At 64.8% G+C, this 24128-nt stretch carries 21 protein-coding genes and 1 pseudogene; 1 reads left to right on the top strand and 21 read right to left on the bottom strand.

Annotated elements, in window-relative coordinates:
* Window positions 1–880 precede the first annotated feature (880 nt).
* The 21 genes and pseudogenes from G6N60_RS27490 to G6N60_RS28765 form a co-directional block, all read right to left on the bottom strand.
* Window positions 881–1243, bottom strand: a complete 363-nt coding sequence (locus G6N60_RS27490; protein WP_163744759.1) for a DUF732 domain-containing protein — start codon at window positions 1241–1243, stop codon at window positions 881–883.
* Window positions 1240–1680 carry a hypothetical protein gene (locus tag G6N60_RS27485; RefSeq protein WP_163744757.1) on the bottom strand — a complete coding sequence of 147 codons (441 nt, stop codon included), beginning with the start codon at window positions 1678–1680 and terminating at the stop codon, window positions 1240–1242. The genes G6N60_RS27490 and G6N60_RS27485 overlap by 4 nt, the downstream gene beginning before the upstream one ends.
* Window positions 1677–2762: an ABC transporter ATP-binding protein gene (locus tag G6N60_RS27480; protein WP_163744755.1), complete on the bottom strand. Its 1086-nt coding sequence runs from the start codon at window positions 2760–2762 to the stop codon at window positions 1677–1679. Before G6N60_RS27480 ends, G6N60_RS27485 begins: the two co-directional genes overlap by 4 nt.
* Before the next feature lie 140 nt (window positions 2763–2902).
* A pseudogene (locus G6N60_RS28985) lies at window positions 2903–3010 on the bottom strand (hypothetical protein); the annotation flags it as partial.
* 63 nt (window positions 3011–3073) lie between these two features.
* The gene (locus G6N60_RS27475) at window positions 3074–3793 is read right to left on the bottom strand and encodes an Rv1363c family protein (protein WP_246241393.1); all 720 of its coding nucleotides are present in this window, start codon (window positions 3791–3793) and stop codon (window positions 3074–3076) included.
* A gap of 44 nt (window positions 3794–3837) precedes the next feature.
* A complete protein-coding gene (locus G6N60_RS27470; protein WP_246241391.1) occupies window positions 3838–4524 on the bottom strand; it encodes an Rv1363c family protein in 687 nt (228 codons plus the stop codon).
* Entirely contained in the window at window positions 4494–5927 is a 1434-nt protein-coding gene (locus G6N60_RS27465; RefSeq protein ID WP_163744752.1) for an MCE family protein, read from the bottom strand. Before G6N60_RS27465 ends, G6N60_RS27470 begins: the two co-directional genes overlap by 31 nt.
* 1 nt (window position 5928) lies before the next feature.
* Window positions 5929–7077 carry an MCE family protein gene (locus G6N60_RS27460; RefSeq protein WP_281355801.1) on the bottom strand — a complete coding sequence of 383 codons (1149 nt, stop codon included), beginning with the start codon at window positions 7075–7077 and terminating at the stop codon, window positions 5929–5931.
* Window positions 7074–8384 carry an MCE family protein gene (locus G6N60_RS27455; protein ID WP_163744750.1) on the bottom strand — a complete coding sequence of 437 codons (1311 nt, stop codon included), beginning with the start codon at window positions 8382–8384 and terminating at the stop codon, window positions 7074–7076. Before G6N60_RS27455 ends, G6N60_RS27460 begins: the two co-directional genes overlap by 4 nt.
* Window positions 8384–9745 (bottom strand): MCE family protein, encoded by a 1362-nt coding sequence (locus tag G6N60_RS27450; protein ID WP_163744957.1) that lies wholly within the window; start codon window positions 9743–9745, stop codon window positions 8384–8386. Before G6N60_RS27450 ends, G6N60_RS27455 begins: the two co-directional genes overlap by 1 nt.
* Window positions 9742–10770, bottom strand: a complete 1029-nt coding sequence (locus G6N60_RS27445) for an MCE family protein (RefSeq protein WP_407665269.1) — start codon at window positions 10768–10770, stop codon at window positions 9742–9744. The genes G6N60_RS27450 and G6N60_RS27445 overlap by 4 nt, the downstream gene beginning before the upstream one ends.
* Window positions 10771–10798: 28 nt before the next feature.
* Complete coding sequence (locus G6N60_RS27440; RefSeq protein WP_163744748.1) at window positions 10799–12277, bottom strand: MCE family protein; 1479 nt, start codon at window positions 12275–12277, stop codon at window positions 10799–10801.
* A gap of 4 nt (window positions 12278–12281) precedes the next feature.
* A complete protein-coding gene (locus tag G6N60_RS27435) occupies window positions 12282–13136 on the bottom strand; it encodes an ABC transporter permease (RefSeq protein WP_163744746.1) in 855 nt (284 codons plus the stop codon).
* Window positions 13133–13843 (bottom strand): MlaE family ABC transporter permease, encoded by a 711-nt coding sequence (locus G6N60_RS27430; protein WP_163744954.1) that lies wholly within the window; start codon window positions 13841–13843, stop codon window positions 13133–13135. The genes G6N60_RS27435 and G6N60_RS27430 overlap by 4 nt, the downstream gene beginning before the upstream one ends.
* A gap of 772 nt (window positions 13844–14615) precedes the next feature.
* Window positions 14616–15527, bottom strand: a complete 912-nt coding sequence (locus G6N60_RS27425) for an alpha/beta hydrolase-fold protein (protein WP_170312606.1) — start codon at window positions 15525–15527, stop codon at window positions 14616–14618.
* 66 nt (window positions 15528–15593) lie between these two features.
* On the bottom strand, window positions 15594–16997 hold the full coding sequence (locus G6N60_RS27420; RefSeq protein WP_163744744.1) for an aldehyde dehydrogenase family protein: 1404 nt from the start codon (window positions 16995–16997) through the stop codon (window positions 15594–15596).
* An 82-nt stretch (window positions 16998–17079) separates the two neighbouring features.
* Complete coding sequence (locus G6N60_RS27415; protein ID WP_163744742.1) at window positions 17080–17292, bottom strand: ferredoxin; 213 nt, start codon at window positions 17290–17292, stop codon at window positions 17080–17082.
* A gap of 31 nt (window positions 17293–17323) precedes the next feature.
* Window positions 17324–18550, bottom strand: a complete 1227-nt coding sequence (locus tag G6N60_RS27410) for a cytochrome P450 (protein WP_163744740.1) — start codon at window positions 18548–18550, stop codon at window positions 17324–17326.
* A 149-nt stretch (window positions 18551–18699) separates the two neighbouring features.
* On the bottom strand, window positions 18700–20310 hold the full coding sequence (locus tag G6N60_RS27405; RefSeq protein WP_163744738.1) for a GMC family oxidoreductase: 1611 nt from the start codon (window positions 20308–20310) through the stop codon (window positions 18700–18702).
* A gap of 95 nt (window positions 20311–20405) precedes the next feature.
* Window positions 20406–20573 carry a ferredoxin gene (locus G6N60_RS28770; protein WP_246241389.1) on the bottom strand — a complete coding sequence of 56 codons (168 nt, stop codon included), beginning with the start codon at window positions 20571–20573 and terminating at the stop codon, window positions 20406–20408.
* 20 nt (window positions 20574–20593) lie between these two features.
* The gene (locus tag G6N60_RS28765; protein ID WP_163744734.1) at window positions 20594–21799 is read right to left on the bottom strand and encodes a cytochrome P450; all 1206 of its coding nucleotides are present in this window, start codon (window positions 21797–21799) and stop codon (window positions 20594–20596) included.
* Between the two features lie 368 nt (window positions 21800–22167).
* Here G6N60_RS28765 and G6N60_RS27390 point away from each other — a divergent pair, with 368 nt between their 5' ends.
* Window positions 22168–24006, top strand: a complete 1839-nt coding sequence (locus G6N60_RS27390) for a flavin-containing monooxygenase (protein WP_163744731.1) — start codon at window positions 22168–22170, stop codon at window positions 24004–24006.
* Window positions 24007–24128: the final 122 nt, after the last annotated feature.

Genomic DNA, 24128 nt, shown 5'->3' with positions numbered 1-24128 from the left:
GTAGCGCGCCCCTGCCAGAGTCCAAAAGTAGTGACGCGCACGGGCAGGGGTTCCGCAAGCACAAAGTCGTCAGCCGACGGGCGGCGCCGACGCTTCGACAATCAGCCCCAACGGGGCTGTCAAACCGGTGTGCTTGTAACCGGATCCGCGGTCCGCGACTGTTTTCGTCACGGTGACGTATCGATGACGACGTCAGCCGTCGAGCGACGTGCAGATTGCGACACCCTCGGTCTCGACGCTGGCGACCGAGCGCCGAGACCGGTCGACGGCGTGCGCATCGCCCAATGCCCGCCTGCAATACACCAGACGAACAATCCACCTGCTCACCTACGTCAACAATGCCCTGCACACCCGGACGGCGGCCAAAAGCCCTCCCCCGCAACCAGCATCGCGTTTGATGCATTCAAGGATAATTTTATTATCCATGAAGCCTGCGGGAAACGTGAAGTTGACACGTAACCGTCTTCATTATCGTCACGGTATTGAAAGATGGTGGTGCGGAGCCCAGTTCGTTCAAACACGTTCGTTGATACCTCGGCCGCTGGATGGTCACTTCAAGCTCCAGCCGCGCTGCTGCTGACCCCAGCCGAGCTGACACGAGAGCGGCCAATCCCCGGCACGCCTCGAAGGTCCGTCCATCGGGCGGTGCGACTGGTGCCACCGGAACTGAGTCAGAGTTTCGCCCCCGGAGCCGACGGGGTCCAAACCGCTGGTGGCTCCGTCCGGAACGCTTCTGGCGGCCGTCGCTGAAAGAATTGACGGTTATGAACCGGCAGCGACGTGTCCCCAGTGGCGGAGAGCAGGGCAGAACCGTAAAGAATGGTGCGGCAGGAGTTCGTCGGACTGCCGCAATACACGGACTGGCGCGCTCAACGTTGCGTCAGCCCGATGGGGGGACGTACCCTGCGGCGGAGTGGCGTAATTGCCAAATTTGTGCGGGGCATAGAATGCCCACCGCGTAGGAGACGAGGTAGTTGGCGGCGAACTCGTCGTTCGGCGTCACATCGGTCTTGACCTCGCCCATGATTTGGGGGTAGCTCTCGCCGCCGCGTACCTTGCCGCAAATTCCGAACCCGTAGCCGATGGCGTCGTTGTTGGGGAAGTCGTAGTGACGACGCACGACGACGTCGTAGGTGTACTCGACTTCGGGCGCGGGGGCGGCGCGAGCGACGGATTGTTGACCGAGCGTTGCGAAGATCGCGGCAACCGCGAGGACGGCGACGGATTCGGCGCGGCGCTTCATGACACCCTCTCGTTACGCATGTCGTCGTGGAACGATTTGACCTGCTTGGACCCAGAAAATGCTCTCTTCGACACCGGGTATTTGTCGTGTACCCGCTTTGGACGTCGGTCGTAAATCCCTGAAGGCGGGACCACCGACGGCGCAATTACTACCGGGCGACGCATCTCCGGTACGCCCAGGCGCGTCAGAAGCGCGGCAAGGGCGTCCTCGTCATCGCTGCCGAAGTATCCCCACACCCAGTCCCATACAAGGGCCCTGTGCTGCGTGGGCAATTCGACCCCGTGGTCGGCTAGGAGACGCAGGAGCCCGTGAATGGCGTCCACCTCGTCTCCGGCGCCGATCATCACGCAAACGGCCGCTCGCGCCGTGCGGGTGAGGAGATCTGTCGCCTCGTCCAGGAGTGACCAGGCCAGGACGTTCTCGTCGGCGCGGTTCACCGGACACCGCTGTCGTGGACGACGGAGATCGACGCCGTGGGGGCCTCTTCTTCGGTGCTGCGATTGCGCGCGGTGGCGTCGTCGCCGTTGTAGTTGTGGGCGTTGGTGCCGTCGAGGTCGGCGCGGATGGCTTCCTGCGCGGCCGGCGGCAGGGTGTGCATGATCTCGCGCACCCGCGCCTGACGACGACCGACGGCCTTGCGCTCCGGCATACCCGGGGTGGCGTTCACCTGCGGTGGCACGCCTTCGATCTCCTCGGTGCCACCGTCGTGGTGACCGGCGTCGATCATGGCCTGCTCCTCGGCCATCGTCGACTCGTCCTTCTCCTCGGACATACCGATCGGGCCGATGCGGCGGCCGTTGAGGAACTGCTTGACGACGGGCTCGTCGGAGGTCAGCAAGACTTCGCGCGGACCGAACATCACCAGGTGCTTGCGGAACAGCATGCCCATGTTGTCGGGCACCGTGCGGGCGATGTTGATGTTGTGGGTGACGATGAGGATGGTGCAGTCGATCTGGGCGTTGATGTCGATCAGCAGCTGCGACAGATACGCCGTACGCACCGGGTCCAGACCGGAGTCGGGCTCGTCGCAAAGGATGATCTGCGGGTCGAGCACCAGCGAGCGGGCCAGCCCGGCGCGCTTGCGCATACCGCCGGAGATCTCGCCGGGGAACTTCGTCTCGTCACCGGTCAGACCGACCAGGTCGAGCTTCTCCATCACGATCTGACGGATCTCGGATTCCTTCTTCTTCGTGTGCTCACGAAGCGGGAACGCGGTGTTGTCGTACAGCGACATGGACCCGAACAGCGCACCGTCCTGAAACATCACCCCAAACAGCGTGCGGATCTCGTAGAGCTCCTTGGCCGAGCACTCGAGGATGTTCGTGCCGTCGACGACGATCTTGCCGCGCTCGGGGCGCAGCAAACCGATGAGCGACTTCAAGAACACCGACTTGCCGGTACCGGACGGGCCCAGCAACACGCTGACCTCACCGGCCGGGAGATCGAAGGTGACGTCCTCCCAGATTCGCTGGGGCCCGAAGGACTTCGTCAGTCCCTCAACCTGAATACCAATGCCCACGCGCGACCTTTCCGCTTTCGTCTTGTGCACTGACCGGTGTGACCGACGAGGTCTTCCCCGTACTCACACACCAAGGTTTACTGTTGGCCGACTCGCCAGGGGTGGTAGCCATCCGGTGGCGCCGTCCGTGCAGGCTTTGCCTACACCGATGGGTATGCCGGCGGCGGATACACGCCGCGCAGCGCCCACGGTATGAAGTTGAACAGGTATTCGAGCTCATCGCTAACGTCGTAGTCGGGGTTGGGATCCATTGTCGCCGTCTCCTCTTCGATGATCTTCGTGCGGGCAAATGCTTAGACGATCAGCTTGGATTAGACGGGGTCGAACTTGGACACCAGCCAGTTGTCGCCGTCCTTATCCAAGGTGACGAGAACGGCGGACGCCGTGTCGCTGGGTGGGTCGTTTGCGACGTTCGTCGTCTGGTTGACGTACACCAGGACGACGGCGTGATTCGGGGTGGCCGAGACCGATGCGGCTTGGGGAACAGTCGCAGTGACCGAGATCTTCTTCTCCTTCGCCCCTGGGATGACGAGCTCGTTGATGAGCTTGGTGTAGTCGTCGCGGAAGCTGCCCGTCAGCCGGTCGCGCGCAGCGGTGAGCTCCTTGTCGGCAGTGTCTGCCTGGTAGGACAGGATGGCCACCGTGGTGTCGGTGGCCGCCGACACCGACTGTGCCGCGGCCACTTCCGATCCGCGATAGTTCGCCTCTTGCCATTTGAGGTAGCCGACACCGGCGGCGAGGAGCATCACTAGTGCGGGCAGGATGCCAAACGCCAGCACCCGACTCCATGGCACTGGTCGTCTAGTGGATTGCGTGCCGTCGTCGGAGGATCCCTGCGCCTGGGGCGTCTCGTCGGATTCTTCGCCGTCCCCTGAAGGTGCCGTCTCGTCATCGTCATCGCCGGCGTGACCGGCGGCGGTGGGTTCGCAGGTGTCGGAATCGGGGATGTCGGACGGTTCCTCTAGGCCGGGTATAACGCCGTCGGTGTGGGGCTTGTCGATCCGCTCGTCGGTCGGTGCGTGCGTGGACAACGCTGTCTCCGTTCGTCGGTGGGTGAGATCCGGTGTAGCTGTGGTCATGTCGCGAACTGCACGTCGGACACCTTGGCGGTGTCACCGGTCTTCTGGACGTTGATGAGCATTCGCCAGTTGCGCGAAGGTTGTTCCGGTGCACCAGCATTGGACATCTTCATCGAGACCGTGACCAAGACCTTGGCTGTGTCGCCGTCTTGGGACTGCATGGCGGCTGCGGTTACGGTGCCTTGAGACTTCGTCTTGGCCTGCTTGATCACTTCGGCGTACGGCTGGGACCGTGTCTGGAAGTCGTCGTGAAAAGCTCCGGTGGACGAGTCCAGGATGCGGGCGACGTCGGCCTCGACGCTGGTGTAGTCGATCGTGGTCAGGTCGATCACCCCTTGTCGGGCCGCTTGGACGAAGACCTCCCGCCGCAAGCTTTCCTGACGCTCGTTGAGGAGTTGGTGTCCGAGGATGCCGCCGAGGGCTCCCAGCGCGACAATGGCTGTCACGCAGACTGCGGCCGCGCCGGTCGGGCTGGCGAGCTTCTGTCGCCAGAACGGTGCTCGTGTGTCTTCGCCGGGTTCGACATCTGTTGCGGTGTCGTCGGGTGACGCGTCGTCCTTGGTCGTCGGACCGTCGTGGTCCCCCTCGGCGCCGTCATCCCCGTCGGCGTCGTCGGCGTCGAGCGCGGAGCCGTCGTCGATGGGCGGGCTGTCTACTTCGGCGGTGTCATCATGTTTTGCCATGTCTTGCCTTCCGTGCTTTGGGCGAGGTCGCCTTGGGTGTAGACGTTTCCGTCGGGCGCGGGGTAACTGCCCGTCGCCGGGTCGTACTGCACGACGGCAGCCGGAGGTGTCGGCCCCTGCCCCTGCTGAGGGGTCCCGGGGGGCAGCTGCGGAACTGCCTGGCCGGTGTCGGTGGCGTTGGGGTCGCCCTTCCAATAGTCGCCGTCGTTGAGCGGCACGTACTGCTCGTCGCTTTCGCACATCTTCACCGTCGGCGCGCGTTTGCCGGGCCGGGTGATGCAGGGCAGATTTCGGGTGCCGCGCACGACGTTTCGTGCGTCTTGCGGGATCCGGCAATACAAGTCGCCGGCGGGGCGGTCCGGGATGCTCGTCACCGCCGGGGGGCTCAACTGTTCCTTTGGCAGGAATCCAGTCGTGCATGGTGGCGGATCGTTGAGGTTGAGGTTGAAGTTGACGTAGATTCCGGGGAACGGTCGCGGGTTGTCTAGGTTGGGAACCTCTGCGCCCTGCATGCTGGCGACGATCTGAGGTTCGAGAACCAAAATCTGTTCGAGCGCAGGCTGATAGACGACGGCGACCTGACCGATGCTGACCAAGTTCGCCAACAGAATGGGTAGGGCTGGCTTGAGCCGGTCGACGAGTTGGCGACCCTCGTCGGCGGCGGCGGGGCCGTTCTGCAGCAGCCCGGTGACGGCCGCGTCTTGCGTCTTCACCTGACGCGACAGGTCCGCGAGGTGCGCGGCCCACGCGCGGATGGAGTCGGCTGAGTCAGTTTGCGAGTCGAGGACCGGCTGCGCTCGGTCGATGAGGGCAAGCAGCGGGTCGAGATTGGCGCGTGCGTCGGTGGCCAGCTGAGTGGACCCGTCCACGATGCGTGATATCTCGGGCCCCAGTCCTCCGACGGCGGTGTAGCTTTCGTCGATGACGGTCTTGACGTTGCCTTGAGGTATTGCCTTGACTCCCCGGTTGGCGGCGTCGAGCAGCTGGCCGATGGGCGGGGGGACCGACGTGCGGCTGATCGGAATGACGTCGCCGTTCTTGAGTGCGGGTCCGTCGTCGTTGCGCGGAAGCAGTGCCACGTACTGCTCGCCGATGGCAGAGGTGCTGTGCACCTGAGCGTCCAGATTCGACGGGATCTTGATGTCGGAGTTGAGGTCCAACACTGCCTCGACCCCCGAATCGGTCACGCGGACGTCGGTGACACGACCCACCTCGGTCCCACGGTAGGTCACGTTTCCGGAGGCATACAGCCCTCCTGCGTCGGGGAGTTGCACGGTGACGGTGTAGTGCCCCACCCCGAACATCGCCGGCACCCTGATGTACCCGAACGCCATGATGGCTCCGGCCACCACGGCTATCACCCCGAACAGGGCCAGCTGTATCTTGATTCGCTTCGTCAGCACGCTAAGGCCCCTGATCGAGGTGGTAGGGGGCGACCAGCGGGTTGCCCACGGTGTACGGACTTGGCGCTTGGCCGATGGTGCGTCCCCATTTCAACTCGCGTTTGGTGAGGACGCCTTCGTAGCGGGTGCCGGTGAGGAAGCTGGCGTCCAGCCGGCTCAGGGTGAGGTCGAACACCACGTCGGTGTTGATGTATTCGCCGCGGATCAGCTTGGGAATGTTTTCGATGGGGAAGGGCATGGTCGTCAGCATGCTCAGCGAACGTGTCAAGGCGGGGCCTGCGTTGGCCAGGGAATTGAGGACCGGCGCGGCGGCTTTGAGTTCGGAAACCAGATTCTGTTTGGTCTGGCTGACGGCGTCGGCGGTCACTGCACTGAACTTGCCAAATGAGTCCAGGGCGTCGCTCAGGTTGTTGCGTTGATCGGCGAGCACGGTGAGAGCGTCGGGAATGGTGTGCAACGCCTTGTCCAGCACGGGTTTCTGGGCGGCGAACTGGTCCACGAGTTTGTTGAAGCTGTCGGTGGCGGCGATGATGTCGTCGGTTTGGTCGTTGACGTGCCCGACGAACTCGTTGACCTGGTCGACGAGACTACGAAGGTCGCCTTCACGTCCGGAGAATGCCGTGGCGAACGCAGCGTTGATGTCTTGGAGCTGACCGATGCCGCCACCGTTGAGGAGCATCGACAGCGCCGCCAATGTCTGGTCGGTGTTGGGATAGGAGCCGCCGTTCGTCAGCGGGATCAGCGAACCTTCGTGGAGCTTGCCGGCAGCTGGGGCTTCGCTTGGCGGGTTCAGCTCCAGGTGCAAGGAACCCAGCAGGCTCGTTTGTCCAATCTTTGCGGTGGTGTTGGCGGGCAGGGACACGTCACCGTTGAGTCTCATGGTCACCAACGCGTGCCACCCTTGCCGCTCGATGTTGGTAATAGTGCCGACGTTCACGTCGCCGACGCGAACCCGCGAATTGCGTTCGATGACACCGACGTCGGGCAGCTGCGCCTGCACTGTGTAGGAACCGTCACCGCCCCCTTGGGTGCCGGGCATCGGCAGCGAGTTCAGGCCCTGCCATTGACATCCGGCGACGATGGTGGCGACGGCGGCGAGGAACGCCGTTCTGCCCCAGCGTCGGGTCAGCGGACGGTCGGCGGCGATCACGATCCACCTTGGGTGGGCACCATGAGTCCCGGCAAACCGGCGGCGGGATCTGTGGCAGTGGCGTCGGGGGGCGGGGTGTCCCCCACCGAGACCGCCAGGGCGGGGTCGGGCTCTGCTGGCGCCGCGGGCAGCGGGGGGACGAAGTCGGGCCGCAAGCGGTCTTCGCTGTAGGTGAGCTCGTTGGGCCGCGCCGATTCGCCGACGATGGGGTTTCCGCCAATTGGCAGGAAGTTGATCTGCCGGTTCTTGACGATGGGGGCGAGATATTGCATGCAGAGTTTGGAGGAGATCTCGCCGTTGAGTCTTGAGGCCGCCTCGATCGATCCGCAGATGAACCTCAGTGGGTCGGCGAAGTTGTTGAGGGCGATGGCGCCGGTGAGAGCTCCCTGCGAGGGTTGGTAGACGTTCGCGAAGTTGGCTGCGGCGTTGGGAAAGACGTGCAAGGCCTGTTTGATGTCGTCGAGGTTGGAGTTGACGGTGGTGGAGATCGACGCCAGCTTGTCGGTGGCGGTGCCGAGGGAGTCGCGGTTGTCCTTGATGAACTGGGTGGCGTCGGTGACCACCGAGTTGAGGTCGGAGAGCGCGTTGCCCACCGCGTTGGGGTCGCTGGTCAGCAGTCCGGTTACCGTCGCCAGGTTGCCGTTGAGCTGTGTGAGCAGGGACGCGCTGTCCTGCAGAGCAGAGACCACCACTGAAATGTTCTTGATGGTGGTGAAGGTGTCGCCGCTGTGATCACCAAGGGCGGAGAGTGCTTTGGACAGTTGGATGACCGTCGAGCGGATGTTGGCGCCTTGGCCGCGGAGGTTGTCCGCCGCGGTGTCGACGAATGCTCCCAAGGTGCTGACGCCCCCGGGCTGTGTCGGCTGCAGCGCGGTGGTCAGCTTCTCCAGTTGTGCTCGCAGATCGTCGTATTCGAGCGGAACCGCCGTACGGTCGAGGGGGATGGTGGCCCCGTCGCGCATCTGGGGACCCGTCGTGTACACCGGGGTCAGCTGAATTGCGCGGGCCGTCACCAGTTGCGGTGAGACGATCACGGCCTTGGCGTCTGCGGGCACTTTGTAGGAGTCGTCTACCCAGAATCCCACCTTGACCCGTTGCGCTTGCGGCTCGATGCTGTCGATGACGCCGACGGGTACGCCCAGGATGCGGACCTCGTCGCCGGTGAACAGACCGTTGGTGGTGTCGAAGTACGCCACGACGTGCGTTCGGTTCGCCTTGTCGAAGCCTTGGTAGGCGACGAAGGCGCCGGCGACGAGGGCGAGGACCAGTGCGACGGACAGTCCGATCCGCAGATGGCGCGTACGCATCATTGTCCTCCGGTGGGCTCGGAAGCCGTTGTCTGCGAACCCGGTTCACCGGGGGCGGGCACGAAGATCGGTGCCGGCGTGGGGTCGGTGGTCCGTTCCGAACCAGGTGGGACCAACGGGGGTCCCGGCGGCGGGCCGCCTGGTGCTGTGGGTGGCAGCTGTTCGCGCAGGGGGTAACACCCTGGCCCCGGCAACGGCAACCCGGGTGGGCCGCACTGTTCGTCGCCGGGGTTGCCGGTGATCGCGTCGGGCAAGTTGAGCCGCGGATCGCCGGCCTGGCCCGTGCGGGGGTAGGGAACCGGCAACGGCGGGGTGCCTGGCTGGCCGGTTTGGGGATCGGACGCTTGTGACGGTGCGAGCGTGGTGGGGTCCAGTCCCAAGTCACGGAACGCGGCGTCGATGAAGGGCTGGGACAATTGTCCCGGCAGCAGGTTGGGGATCATGGCCTTGAAGAAGGGGCCCGACCCCACCGCGTCACCGAGGGACATCGCGTACTGGTTGAGGTACTTGATGGCTTGGGTGAGGTCGTTCTTGCGGTTGTCGACGATGGTCAACACGCCGTTGAGCTTGTCCAAGGCCGGACGCAGTTGCGCACCGTTGTCGGCGATGAACCCCTTGAGCTGCTGGGCGAACGCCGACAGGTTGCCCGAGACCTGTTGCAACGCAGTGCTTTGCGTTCGTAGTGCAGCCAGCAGTGCGTTGCTGTTGGAGACGAGCTGCACGATCTCGTCGGCGCGCGCAGAAAGCACCGAGGTGGCCTTGCTGGCGTTGGCCAGCAAGGTACGGAGTTGAGCGTCGCGGTCTCCGAGTGACTGAGAGAAGCGGCCGACGCCTGCCACGGCGTCCCTCAGCGCGGGCGGGGTGTCCTTGAACGTGTCGGACAAGGTGGCCAGCGCGTTGGACACGGAATCGGTGTTGAGCCCGTTGATCGTCGACGACAGGTCCCCCAGCGCGTCGGGCAGCTGATACGGCGAGCGGGTACGTGCCAGTGGAATGGTTTCGGCGAGGCGCCCGTCGCCCCGGGGGGTGACTTCGAGCACCTTGGACCCGAGCAGGCTCTTGGTCCTGATGTTGGCTTCGGTGAGTTGGCCGAGGCGCACGTCGTCCTGGACGTCGAACTTGACCAGCACGTGGGTGCCGTCCAGGTCGACCGAGGAGACCTGCCCTACCCGATATCCGGCGACCTGCACGGGCGCGCCGGCACGCAAGCCTCCGGCCTCGGCGAAGGCCGCGGAGTAGTCGTCGTTGGAGTCGACGAAGGGCAGACTGTGGAAGTTCAAGGCCGCGATCGCGGTGCCGACGGTCAGGACCACGCCTACCACGCCTACGACGAAGAGGTTGCGTTCGGAGAAGGACTTCATTTCGGTGCGCACCGCCCTGAGGTTTGCGAGATCAGCTTCACGTACACCGGTTGGCCGCCCTTGCCGTTGAGTTTGATGCTGATTGAGCACAGATACTCGTTGAGGAAGTCGCCGCGCTTGCCGAGGTTGGCCAACGCCTTGTAGGCACTGGGCAGAGTCGCGAGAAGGTTGTCGAAGTAGTCATGGTCGGCGACGACGATGCCCGCGGTACGGTCGGTTTGCGCGACGGTGTCCTTGAAGGGTTGACGGGCCTGGGACAGCAGGTCGGCGATGGTTCCGGTGGCTGCGTTGGTGTAGGCGATGGCGTTGGTGATGTCGGTCTTGCGGTCGGCCAATCCCTTGATCAGCTTCGACAGCGAGTCGACGGTCTTGCCCAGCTGATCGGTCTGGTCTCCGAACGAGCCGAGGACGACGTTGAGGTTGGTGATGACCTGCCCGATCAGCTGATCGCGGTCGGCGAGCGTATTGGTCACGGTGGACGCCTGGGCCAGGAACGATCCGATCGTGTCGCCTTCGCCCTGGAAGGCTTGGATGAGTGCGCTAGAAAGGGTGTTGACGTCTTGCGGATTCAGGGCGCGGAACAGCGGCCGGAAACCTCCCAGCAACGTGTCCAGGTCCAGCGCAGGTTCGGTGCGGGAGATCGGGATGGTGTCTCCTGGGTTGATCCGATGGGGGTCGCCTGGGCCTTCGAGCAGGGAGACGTAGCGGTCGCCGATGGGGTTGGCCCACCGTATGGCGACCTTGGTGCCTTGGGTGAGAGTTACCGAGGGGTCAGCGGTGAACTCCACGACCGCGACGGACTGGTCGTTGATCGAAATCTTCTTGACTTGGCCGACTTCCACGCCGGCGATGCGGACGAAGTCGTCGACCTTCAGACCGCTGACGTCGGTGAAGTCGGCGAGATAGTTCCGCTCGTCGGAGAACCGCAGGTTGGCGAAGATCGCCAAGAGGCCGAACGAGGCGACCACGCACACCAGGACGAAGGCGGTCAGGTTGACGACCACACGCGACATCTTCGTGTTCACGGTTGCACCTCCTTCGGTTCGTCGACGGTCATGATGCTGGCGGCGTTTCCGCAGCGGGCGCTGCGACGGGGGCGTTGTCCGGCGGCGGTGGTTGGGCCGCGGGGTTCGCCTCGGCGGGGAACATGGGCCCTCCGGGGCCGGGGGCTGCAGGTGCGGGCGCGGGCGCGGCGTCTGCTTGCGGCGGTGCTGGAGGCACGCCGGGCCACAGCGGTACCCCACCCGGTCCGTAGAGCGGCGCACCGTAGGGCGGGCCGCCGGGGTAGGCCGGTGGCGGCCCGGGCGCCGGGCCACCCTCGTAACGGACCTTGGGCGGCTCTGGGGTGCCCTTGGTGACCGGGAAGTAGTTGATCAGCCCGGGGAAACCGATGCCGGGATTGGGTCGCATGTCCAGGCCGGTGCCAAACCCGGTGTCGGTCACCAGATATCGAACGGGCATGTTCTTGCTGACGTCGGGAAGGGAGCCGCAGCCCGGTCTGCCGCCCGGCCCGCCCTTGGCGTTGACGATCGGCAGGTTGTCCGGGTACCGGTAGGCGTCGTCACCGAAACCGATGCTGCCGTCCTGCACGATAGAGCTGCCGTTGCCGCCGATGTCACGGTATGCGCCGTGGTCGTAGAGGAACTTCGCGCCCACCAGCAGACAGGTGTATTCCGGTTGATACTTCAGGAGCAGGCTCGTCGTGGGTTCCAGGACGTTGATCCCGTTGATGAGGTTGTCCCTGTTGGGGGCGACCAGTTGGGTGCCGTCGTTGGCGAAACCGATCACGTTGAGCAACAACGCATCTAGGTCTTTGGCGTGGTTGGTGACCGTGGTGGCCGTGGTGCTGCCGTCGTCCAAGACGGTCAAGATTTCCTGGGCGGCGGCGCTGTAGGCGTCGCTGAACCCCTTGAATGAGCGGAGGTCGGCGTCGACGGTGTCCATCTTGGGGTTGACCGCCTGGAGCACCTCATTGGCGGCGGTGGTGGCTTCCCCAATTCGTTGGCCCTTGCCGCGGACACCGTCGGACAGTGCGGTCAGCACCGAATTCAGCTTGGTCACGTCGATCTGGTCGAGGAGCCCGACCAGATTGCCGAAGACGGTGTTCACTTCGGTGGTCACGTTGCGCGACTGCAGGACTGCACCCGCGGCGATCTTCTTGACGCTGGGGTCGGCCGGGTAGATGAGGTCGACGTACTTGGCGCCGAAGGCCGTGGTGGACGCGATCTCGGCGCCGACATTGGCCGGGATGCGGTCGGCTTGGTCGGGGTCGATCTCGAGTTGAAGACTCGCCGTGCCGTGGCCGCCGGTGATGCCTGCGACCCGCCCGACTTGCACCCCACGCAGCTTCACCTTGGCGCCGGGTTCCATCACCAGGCCCGCTCGGTCGGAGCTCAGTGTGACCGGTACGTAGGAACGGAACGTGCCGGCGAAGATCGACACGCACAACAGGACGAGCGCGGTGATGCTGACGAAGAGCGCGGCGGTCCACCACAGTGGGTGTACGCGGTGGGTGCCGTGTGGTCGATTCATCCCGTCACCCGGCGAGGTTGAAGTGGCCGGACTGGCCGTAGATGGCCAGCGAGAGGAACACCACCACGAACACGGCCGCGATCAAGGACGTGCGTACCGCGCGTCCCACGGCCTCGCCGACACCGGCCGGGCCACCCGTCGCGGTGAATCCGTAGTAGGTGTGGACAAGCATGATCACGATTGCCATCACGACGGCCTGGAAGAACGACCACAGGATGTCGGTGGGGTTGAGGAAGGTGTTGAAGTAGTGGTCGTAGACCCCGGATGACTGCCCGTAGATGAAGATCGTGCCAAACCTGGCGGCCCAGAAGGCCGAGAGCACGGCCACGCAGTACAAGGGGATGACCACGACGACGCCGGCCACGACACGGGTGGACGCAAGGTAGGCGATGGAACGGACGCCCATTACTTCCAAAGCGTCGATTTCCTCGTTGATGCGCATCGCGCCCAGTTGCGCGGTGGCCCCCGCGCCGATGGTGGCCGCCAGCGCGATTCCGGCGATGACCGGTGCGATGAGTCGAACGTTGAAGTATGCCGAGGCGAACCCGGTGAGTGCCTCGACGCCGACGTCGGCGAACTGGTTGTAACCCTGCACCGCGACCAGAGCTCCGGTCGACAAGGTGAGGAAGCCAACGATCACCACGGTGCCGCCGATGACGGCCAACGCTCCGACGCCCAAACTCATTTGGGCAATCAACCGAATCATCTCGATGCGGTAGTGGACGAACACGTCCTTGATGGCGCCGACGGTCTGAAAGTAGAACTGCGCCTGGGTGCCGATGCGCGTCAGGCCGTTCACCCAGCCCTTGGCTTGTCGGGTCAGCGGCGCGCGGCGCTTGCTGGGTGCTGCGGCGGTCACAGCGTGGCCTGGATGCCGACGGCGGAGGCGATGATGTTGATGGCGAACAGCGCCACGAAGGTGTACACGACGGTCTCGTTGACCGCGTTGCCGACACCGGCCGGGCCGCCGCCGACCGATATCCCCTTGAAGCAGGCGATCAGTCCCGCGGCCAATCCGAACAAGGCGGCCTTGATCATGGAGATGACCACGTCGGCGGCGTGGGTGATGACGGTCAGACCGCTGATGTAGGAGCCAGGTGTCACGTGCTGGACGAACACCGAGAACACGAAGCCACCCACCAACCCGACGACGATGACCACCGAGGACAGGAGGGTCGCGACCAGGGTCGCGGCCAGTACCCGCGGAACGACCAGGGACTGAATGGGGTTGACCCCCATCACGCGCAGGGCGTCGAGCTCCTCGCGGATGGTGCGGGCTCCGAGGTCGGCGCACATGGCGGTGGCACCGGCACCGGCGACCACCAGCACGGTCACGACGGGACCGATCTGGGTGACCGTGCCGTAGGCGGCACCGGTGCCGGAGAAGTCGGCCGCGCCGAACTCGAGCAACAGGATGTTGAAGGTGAAGACCAGGAGCACGGTGAACGGGATGGCGAGTAACAGCGTGGGCACGAGCGACACCCTTGCCACGAACCACGACTGCTGGAGAAACTCCCGCCAGGCGAATGGCCGACGCGGGATGAGTATCAGGGTGTCCAGCGCCATGGCGAAGAATCCGCCTACGGCCCGGAACGGCTTGGCGCCGCGGGTCGCCGTGGCGGACCACAGCGTGCCGCCCTTGACTCGGTCGAAGGTCGACGGTTCGGCGACGTAGTCGACTTCGCTCATGTGGCGCTCACCGTGGAGGGGCCGCCGGTTCGACAACCATGCTGCGGGTTGGGCAATTTCTAGACTTCCCTCTCATGGCCTGCTGCAGCTAAGGACCCGGGGTTTGCCGCGGCGTCTGGCTGTGGTAGCTGCGCAGGTCGGCCTGTGATGTTCAACCAAGCTGCAATGTTGAAGTTAGATTAGAGGCGCAGATCACTAATTGTCAATGAATGGTGTCTTCTCACAGTTGGCCGACAGGACCTAACCGCGCCCAGAAAAGCCCGACCAGCTTCTTCGTGTGTCCCCGCGGACTGCTTCGGCCCGTGCCGTGCGTGGTCTCGTCTTCCCCCGTCGCAGCGCGACGCGATTGCTGACTGCGCGGCGCTCCGGGACGGCGGCGGGCACCGACGGTATCCGTGTCGGCCGGCCAAGGTGAATTACCGGCGGGCCGAGAATGCCAGCCGCCTCCGCTCGAAGGTCATCGCATGTGAGAGAAGCGGTTCGCTCCTGCCGTCGGTGCACCGATGCTGAGTCTGCGCCGCCGACGTGTGGTGGTGTGGGGCGTCGATGTCAGAAGTTGGCTCCGCCGCTCCGCCGCACCACCAACGTCCGGGCGGCAGGGTGTCGACGAACGGAGGTATCTGGCTGCCCACAGCTCCCGGCCGACCGCCTATCTGATGGTTGCGGTGAGGTCGGCGGACATCGCCGCCAATTGTGGACCCCAACTTCCCCAATCGTGCTGCCCTCCGACCGGCAGGTCGAAGTGGGCATTGTTACCGCCCATGTCGTTGCGGTAGCGATGATAGAAGTCGCGGTTGCTCCCTTGTGCCTGGTCGCAGTACCCGATCATGGCCGCCGGATCGCTGCACGTCAGGGTCGAGGGGCTGTAGATCCACAACCGAGTGTCGTTGGCGACCAACAGTTGCACGTGCACCGCCGGGTCGTGTCGGTTCCATCGGCCGAGCTGCACCGGTCCCCACATGGTTTGGGTGTCGACGCCGCCGTACTGCGCCATTCCCGCGGCGATGGCCCCGTTCATCGTGGTCGCCGCAGGCGTGAGGAAGCCTGACAGCGAGCCGGCGTAGCGAAAACGGTCGGGGTGAAAGGCTGCCAACGTCAGCGCCGCGGTACCACCCTGCGAGGCCCCGACCACGGCGTTGCCGTGCGGTGCCAGACCCTTGTTGGCGGTGAGCCAATCTGGCAGCTCGCTGGTGAGGAAGGTTTCCCACTGCTTGCCGCCGTCGCCCTCCCAGTCGGTGTACAGACTGTAAGCTCCGCCGGCTGGCGCCACGATCGAAACACCCTTGCCAGCAAGGGAACTCAAGGCGTGGCCGGCGGTGACCCAGTTGCTTACGTCCGGGGCCGCATTGAAGGCGTCGAGCAGTAGGACCGAGTGGGGCCCGCCCGCCTGGAATGCGACCGGTATGTCGCGGCCCATCGCCGCCGACGGGACCATGAGTGTTTCCATGCCGTCGGCCCTCGCCTGCGTCGCGGTCCAAATGGACAGCCCGCAGATGAGCGCCAGCGTCACCCGCAACCATCCCCGCACAGACGTGCCGTTGCGCACCAAGGGTTCGTGCATGACCGGTCTCCAATCTCCGTAGATCGAACGGCCACGCCGTTGCGGGTCGTCGGCATGCGCCGTCGATCAAGCCGTTGCGTAGGTCTTGATGTTGGCGAAGTAGTCCATGCCCGTCTTGCCCAGTTCGCGACCCACCCCTGAGGCCTTGGTGCCCCCGAATGGGATGTCGATCGGTGCACCCAACCAGGCGTTGATTCCCACGCCGCCGGTGTCCAGACGCGCGGCGACATACGCCGCCTGGTCGAGGTCTTCGGAGAACACCGTCCCACCGAGTCCGTACTTGGTGTCGTTGGCGAGCTCGATGGCCGCTTCGGCGTCGGGCACGCGGTAGATCAAACCCAGCGGCCCGAAGGCCTCTTCGTGATAGAGCCGCATCTCGGGTGTCACGTCGGTGAGAACGGCGGGCTTGAAGTAATTGCCCGGCCGGTCCAGCGGTCCCCCGCTTTCCAAGACCGTCGCCCCGAGGTCGACGGCATCCTGGTACTGGGCTTGTAGTTCGGCGACGGCCGACGGGCTCGACAGTGGGCCCATGGTGGTGGTCGGGTCGAGCGGATCCCCGATGACCTGACTGCGGAACGCCTCCAGGTACAACGAAGTGAATTCATCGGCCACCTTGTCGGTGACGATCACGCGCTTGGGCAAGGCGCACGCCTGACCCCCGATGAACAGTCGACAGGTAGAGGCGGTGGCCGCCGCCTTGGCGACGTCGGCACCGTCGAGTACGACGAACGCGTCCGAGCCGCCCAGCTCCAACACGACGGGTTTGATGTGTTTGCCGGCCAATTCGCCGACGACGGAACCTGCGTCGTCGGAACCGGTCAGGGTGACGGCCCGCACCTTCGGGTGGGCGATGTAGCCCAGGACCTGTTGACGAGTAGTCAACACCGTCTGATACACCCCGGCCGGGAATCCAGCCTCGACGAACAGGTCGTCGAACATCAGCGTCGACCCGGCGCAGATGTTGGCGGGTTTGAGGAGCACGGTGTTGCCCACCATGAGGTTTGGTGCGGTGGCGCGCATCGCCTGGAAGAGTGGGGCGTTCCACGGCTCGATGCCGAGGATGACGCCAAGGGGTTCGCGTCGGATGACGGTTCTACTCATACCAGGGAGCTCGACGGCTTCGTCGGCGAGGAGGTCGTGAGCCCGGTCGGCGTAGTAACGGAACATCGCCGAGCAGATCCCGGCTTCGGCGGTGGCCTGGGCGACCGGCTTGCCCATCTCCAGGGCGGTCTGTCGTGCCAGATCTGGCGCTGCGCGGTCGATGAGGTCGGCCACCCTGGTGAACAGTCGGATCTTCTCGTCGACCGGCACCCATCGCCACACCTGAAACGCCTCGTGGGCGCGGGTCAGCGCGGAATCGGCCTGGTCGTCCTCGAGTAGGCCCCAGTCGTTGAGTTGCTCACCGGTCGCAGGGTTAACCGTCTTGTAGGTGGCGCTGGTCCGCACCGAAGCGCTCGTCGTGGTCGTCATCAAGTTCCCTCGTTGAAAGTAGTGAAGGCGGCCAGCCAGCCGGCCATTTGGTGGGCGGGGTCGGTGCGCCACCCCGGATCGGTCAATGCATGCTGATGGCACGCATCGGGCACAGGAACGACGCCTCCTCGGCCAGCTCCCCGTCGTCTGCGGTCAATTCCTCCGAGACGTACTCCTGCGCACCTGGCTCGGCGAACTCCAACACTCCGTCGTCGTCAAGGGGAAACAGGTCCGGCGCAGTGAAACTGCACTGGCCCATGCTTTGGCAGGCGTTGAGGTCGACGCGAAATTTCATAAGTGCTGCTCCTGGGCCGACGTCGGCGTCGTCATGCGAAGATTGGTGCGACGGAGTCTTCGACGATGCGGGTCCCGGGGGTGAAGCCGACCCGCAAACCGGCCGGGCCGCCCACCATGGGTGGTGTCCCCAGCTCGGGCCAGTCCACCGGACCGATGGGCGCCATGTCCGGCATGCGACGCAGCATCGCCGAGAACATCGTGGTCAGCTCGAGCCTCGCGAGGTGCGCGCCCAGGCAGTGATGACGTCCCCCGCCGAAGGTCATGTGCGGGTTGACCTTTCGGCGAATTTCGAAGGTGTCGGGGTCGTCGAACACCTCGGGGTCGCGGTTGGCGGCACCGTAGTACATCACCACCTTCTGACCCTTGCCGATCTTGGTCCCTCCAATTTCGGTGTCAGCCGTCGTCGTTCGGCGCATCGCCATGATCGGCGGGGTATACCGCAAGATCTCTTCGAGCGCCTTGGGTAGCAGGGTGGGGTCGTCCAGCAGAGCTTGTCTGGCCTCGGGGTGCTCGAAGAGGGTGATCATGCCGGTGGAGAGCACGTTGCGCGAAGTGTCACTGCCCGCGCTCACCAACAGTTGGTAGTCGAGCTGGAACTGGAACTCGTCGACGGGATTGCCCATGATCTCGGCGTGCGCAATGCGGCTTAGCGTGTCATCACGGGGATCGGCGGACCGTTGAGCCCAAGCTTGCGACGCATGGGTGAACATCGTGGTTATTGCCTCAAGCCCGATCCCCTCGGTGACCGGAACGTTGCGCGTGAGGATCTCTGCGGCGTGGAACATCTCTAACGACTCCGCGCGGTCGAGGCCCATCAGGTCCGCAATTGCAAAACTGGCCATCTTGCTCGACAAGTCGACCACCAAATCGGCCTCGCCCTTCTCGATGACGACGTCGATGATCGAGTCGACCAACGTCTCCATGCCCTCTCGAGCCTTGCGGATTCGGCTCAGGCCAATCTCCTTGCTGAGGAGTTGACGGTGCTCGGTGTGGTGCGGCGCGTCCGAGAAGATGAGGTGCTTATGCGTCTCGTCTCCGGCGATGCCCACGTCGGAGATCAGCACGGTGGGTTCATTGGAGAAGGTCTCGGAGTCGAGTTCGACGCGCTTGATGTCCTCGTAACGCGTCAATGCCCAGTAGCCCGGCCCGTCGGCTTCGTCTTGCCAGTGCACGGGATCGGTTTCCCGGAGATGCTTGTAGACATCGTAGGGCGCGCCTTCGCGGAAGAGTTCCGGGTCCTGCAAGTCGATGTTCACAGCGGTCCTGTTCTCATGAGTGCGGTTTGCGTTGGCGGCTGACTACCCCGGCTCTAGTGTTGCAAGCCATGAACCAATTGTGTTCGAATTATTGCCGAGTTATGTAGGTCACGTCAACCGGGGCACGGTCACCCGCTTCACAACCGCGGCTAGGCATCGGCCAAGATGAGTCGAGCGGCGTGCCACGCCAGCGCCTGGGTCGGCGCCGAGGTGTTCCCGCTGGGCTGGTGGGGAAAGACCGAGGCGTCGACGACCCGAAGTCCTTCCACGCCACGTACTTTGAGTTCGCTGTCCACCACATCGGCGTCATTTGGTCCCATCGCGCAGGTACCCAAGGTGTGATAGCCGCTCGCCCCAGCGGTCAAGGCGTGCTGGACCAGTTCGTCGTCGTCCTGCATCTCACACGCCGGTGACAGCGGCGCGTCGACCAACCGCGCGACCGGTCCACTGGCGAACAGTTCACGCATGCGCCGAGCCATCGCCACAATCAGTGCACGGTCGTAGTCGGTAGACAAGAAGTTGGCGGTGACTACCGGTGTCGGGCCGGCGCCGGCGGAGGGAAGGTGGATGGAGCCCTGACTGGTCGGGCGCAGCGGATAGACCGCCACCATCATTCCCGGTTCGTCGGCGGTGGCGAGCTTCTTGTCGTGCAAGGTCGCCGTCTTCGTCGACATGGGGCTGAAGAAGCCGATGGCGTCGGGCCGGGTGGCGTCGTGGTGAGCCGAGAAGTATGTCAGCACGCTCGCTGAACCCTGGGCGATGATGCCGCGTCGAGTCAGCAGAAACTTCGCCCCGGTCAGCAGCTGATCACGCTGTGAGTTGACTTGGTGATTGAATCCTTTGGCGCCCTTGACCTGGTACATGAATCGCAGCCCGCGATGTTCGGACATGCGCTCACCCACGTTGGGGCTCTCCACGCGTTGCTCGATGCCTGCAGCCTGGAGGACGTCGCCGCGCCCGATCCCACTGCGCTCAAGCAATAAGGGCGACTCCAACGCCCCGGCGGATACCAGCACTTCCCTGGCGGCACGGTATTCGCGGCGGCGTCCACCCTGGTCAACGAGTACTCCGACGGCGCGCTTGCCCTCGAACAGGATGCGTTGAACCGTCGCGCCGGTGACCAGGGTTAGGTTGTCCCGTCGCAGGGATGGACGCAGGTGTGCACTGGAGGCGCTCACACGCAGACCCCGACGCGTCGAGAATTGCGCGTAGCCCGCCCGGTCGTCGTCGGATCCGTTGACGTCGGCGGTCCGTGGCATACCCACCGCGGCTGCCGAGCCGAGGAACGCCTCGCACACTTCCTCGGCGGGCAGGGCCATCTCGACGTCGACGGGTCCGCCGCGGCCGTGCAGGCCGGGTTGGGTCGGCACGCCGGCGCGGAAGTTCTCCAGGTCGCGATAGGCACCCAGGAACGTCTGCCATCCCCAGCCAGAGTTTCCCTCGGCCTCGAGGCGGTCGAAGTCTGGCCGCCAGCCGCGGTTCCACACCAAACCGTTGATCGTGGTCGAACCCCCTACCACGCGGCCCCGAAACCAGGTGTCACCAGGGCTGCCCGGCTGCGACGGTTCGGTGACATAGCTGGTTGTGAACTTCGGGTCGGTCATGGTGAACGCAAAGCCCTTGGGAACCCGGTGAACGGGGCCGCGGTCGGAGGCACCGGCCTCCAAAATCAGGACTCGGCTCCCCCGGTCGGCGCTGAGTCGGCTCGCCAGGACTGATCCGCCAGCCCCGCTGCCGACGATGATGTAGTCGAATTCCATGTACCAATCTCAATCTCGCGGCTACCGCGTTGGTCGTAAGCATCCCGGTGGCCCGGTCTGGCCGTGCCGCCGACGGCGCGTCCACACCCGATCACTCATCGGCGGACGAAGACGGCGGCCCGCGGGCAACCGTCGACCGCCATCCGGGTCGGGTCCTCCTGAGATTCGTCCAGTTCGGCGACCAACGGCACCGCGATGCCGTCCTCGTCGAGATCGAAGACGTCGGGCGCAAGGGCTACGCAGACGGCGTTGCTTTCACACAACCTGCGGTGAATGCCCGGCCTCACGGGCGGACCAGTCGCGCAGGTACGGCGTCGTGAACGAATCCGATGCCCATGGCGTCGGAGACCACGGTCTTCTCCAAGTCGACGACGTACCCCGGCATCGATTCCAGCACCGTCTCGATCTCGATCCGCAGGATCGCCTTTGCGAGATGCTGTCCGAGGCATCGGTGCACGCCCCAGCCAAAGGAGATGGCCCGACGATTGTCGCGCTGGAAGTCGACGTGGAACGGGTCCTCGAATTTGCTGGGATCCTTGTTGGCGGCGGCGATGTTGAGCAGCACCATGTCACCCGCGTTGAGCGTTTCGCCGCCGAGTTCGACGTCCTGGGTGACGTATCGGCCCTCCGCCGTGGCGGGCGAGTAGACCCGGATGATCTCTTCGATCGCCGCCGGGATTCGGCCGAAGTCTTCGATGAGCCACTGGCGCTGATCGGGGTGTTTGGACAGGTGGACCATCATCGCCGCGAACGCCGCGCTGGTGGTGTGAAAACCCGCCAGCACCAACAGCATGCCCACGCCGAGCATCTGCTCGTCGGTGAGCTCGTTCCCGTCGCCGAGGGGGTCGTTGGCGAGGACCGACATCAGGTCGCCCTCGGGCTTGGCGCGGCGGGCCCGCATGAGTTCGAGGATCTCGTTGTCGATCCATTCCTTGTCGCGCTTGATCTGCTCGACGGTGTCTGGATCGGTCGACGCCTGATGAGACATGGCCAGTTCCATCCGGCTCAAGAATTCGGCGCGGCGCTGGGCGCCGAAACCGATGATGCCCAGGATGACCGATCCAGGCACGACGTTGGCGACGTCGGGAACGAAGTCCCACTCGCCCACCTTCGCCAGCGGCTCGATCACCTCGCGCACGAAGGCGCGGATGCCGTCCTCGCGCGCCGCGATTGCCTCGGCGGTGAACCAGGGGTTGAGGACCTTCCGGTACTGGGCATGCTGGGGTGGATCCATGGAGACCGGAATGTGGTCACCGCCGAGGTTCAGCACCGGAATCGCCGCGCCGCGCTGCGAGCTGAACGTCCGGTAGTCGCGGAAGGCGGAGGTCACGTCGTCGAAGCGGTTGACCACCCAGAACCCGTCGTGCTTGGTAGACCACGCCACTGGCTCGTCTGTCAGCAGGCGGGTGATCGTGTTGAACGGGTCGCGCGCGAACGCGCTGTCGTGATGGCTGAAGTCGGTGATGCGCGTCTGTTGACCGGGAGGCATCCGAACCCCTCTCCTTCGCTATGCATCATGTCTGGGGTGGCGAGATGGCCGGTACGCGGGTTGATCAGGTCGCCAACCTCGCTGAATTGGGACTGAACCGGCTGCAATGATCGTACAACTATGTTCGACTGTAGAGACCTACAGCCCACAACGTCAACTAGCAGCGAGTCCGTCCGACGTCCGCCGCCGCTGCTACCATGCTGTAACATCATTGCGATGAGGGGCGGCCGTTTTGGGATCGCCCAACGACACAACGTGCGGGCCGCTCGCGGGCACCGCGTCGTGCGGCAGCGTGACGATGTGCTCGCCACAGTGCTCACCAATGTCGATCCGCCGTTCATCCCGCTCACCAGGAGGTCCAGCCCAGCATGACGCAACTCCTACCGGACACCTCGCCCCCGGCCGTGGACACCGACTACCGCGCGGTGGCCTTGGCGTGGCTCGGCGACTTCAACGACGCCGTCTCCGCAGGCAACGTCGCCGGCGTGGTCGACCTCTTGGCCGAGGACCCGTGGTGGCGGGATCTCTATGCCCTGACGTGGGATCTGACCGGCATGCACGGCCACGACGACATCGGCGAGGTCCTCGCCGCCGCACTGCCCGACGTCGGCATGGGCAGCGTCGAACTCGACGAGCACTATCCGGTACGGCTGCACAACGACACCTACATCGAAGCGATGTACACCTTCACCACTAACGTGGCCACGGGTCGCGGAGTCATCCGACTGGCCAACGAGGCCGGGCAATGGGTGGCGATCCAACTCTCGACCCTGCTGACTGGGCTGAAGGAGTTCCCGTTCCGATTTGCCACGATGGCCGACGTCGACCTCCCTGAGTTCAACTACGCCGTACCGGCCGGTCAGCGCAAGAGCACCACCGAGCTGGCCGAGGAACGCCGCGCCTTCACCCAGTCCGAGCCCAGCGTGCTGGTCATCGGCGCCGGTCACTCCGGAATGTTTCTCGCGGCGCATCTGGAACGGCTGGGAGTGCCGACGCTACTCGTCGACCGCTACGCCAACGCCGGGGACAACTGGCGGTTGCGATACAGCGGACTGGCGTTGCACGACCTGAAGTGGGCCGTCCAATTCCCCTACATGCCGTTCCCGCCCAGCTGGCCGGTGTTCCTCTCGAAGGACTTCCTCGCCGATTGGCTCGAGCAGTACGTCACCAACATGGAACTCAACTTGTGGACGAGCACCACGGTGCACAGTGCCGTCTACGACCAAGAGTCCGGCCGGTGGACGGTGCAGCTCGACCGCGACGGCGAAGCGCGGACGTTGCACCCCAACCACCTCGTCATTGCCACCGGCCTCAACGGTCTGCCCAAGATGCCCGACATCGAGGGAATGGCCGAGTTCGCCGGTCAGATCGTGCACTCCAGTGGCTATCAAGGCGGGCGCACCGCGACGGGAAAGCGCGTCGTGGTGGTCGGCAGCGGCTCCAGCGGTCACGACGTGGCGCAAGACGCCTACGAGAACGGCGCGACCACCGTCACCATGGTGCAGCGCAGCCCGACCTACGTCTACTCCCAGAACCGCGGGGTGCCGATTCAATTCGGCAGCTTCTACGGCCACGACCACATGCTCATCGACGACGCCGACCTGCTCGCCAGCATCAGCCCCACGGCACTGGCCCGCAAGCTGGGGCCGATCGTCACGCGCAAGATGGCCGACGTCGACGCCGAGTTGTTGCAAGGTCTGGAAGCCGCCGGATTCCGCACCACGCTGGGCCCCGACGACGCCGGGTTGACACCGATCGCCACCACCGGTGGCGCCTACTACATCGACAAGGGCGCGTCGAAGCTCATCATCGAAGGCAAGATACGCATCCAGCAGGGCGACATCGCCAGATTCACCGCCACCGGTGTGCAGTATGCCGACGGCACCGAGGAACAGGCCGACATCGTCGTCTTGTGTACCGGGTACACCAACGTTCGTGAATCCGTCCGCCCCATCCTGGGCGACGAGGTCACCGACGGCCTCGCCACGGTTTGGAACATCGACTCCCGCGGGGAAGTCCGCACCTCGATGCGACATTCTGGCCATGAGAAGCTGTGGTTCGTCGCCAACGGGCTGCGCATCGGCCGCATGCAGTCCAAGCCGGTCGCCGTCATGATCAAGGCCATCGACGAGGGGCTGCTCGATCCTCACATCAGCGTGGTGAAGAAGTCCCCCGAGCCGCAACCGGTGGTCGACGCCCCCGCATGACCCAGCCCACGGGGCAATCTGGCGACCGCGTCGTGCAGGGTCATGCCGGGGCGATCAGCGTCATCGCGAACCGGTGCTCGGTCGCGACGTCGCCGAGGAGGCCGTCGCACGTGGGGGTCAGG

This window comes from Mycolicibacterium madagascariense (genome assembly GCF_010729665.1).
In the GTDB taxonomy this organism is placed as follows: domain Bacteria; phylum Actinomycetota; class Actinomycetes; order Mycobacteriales; family Mycobacteriaceae; genus Mycobacterium; species Mycobacterium madagascariense.
The sequence above is the reverse complement of the archived record's forward strand: the minus strand, read 5'-3'. Positions and strand labels throughout refer to the sequence as shown.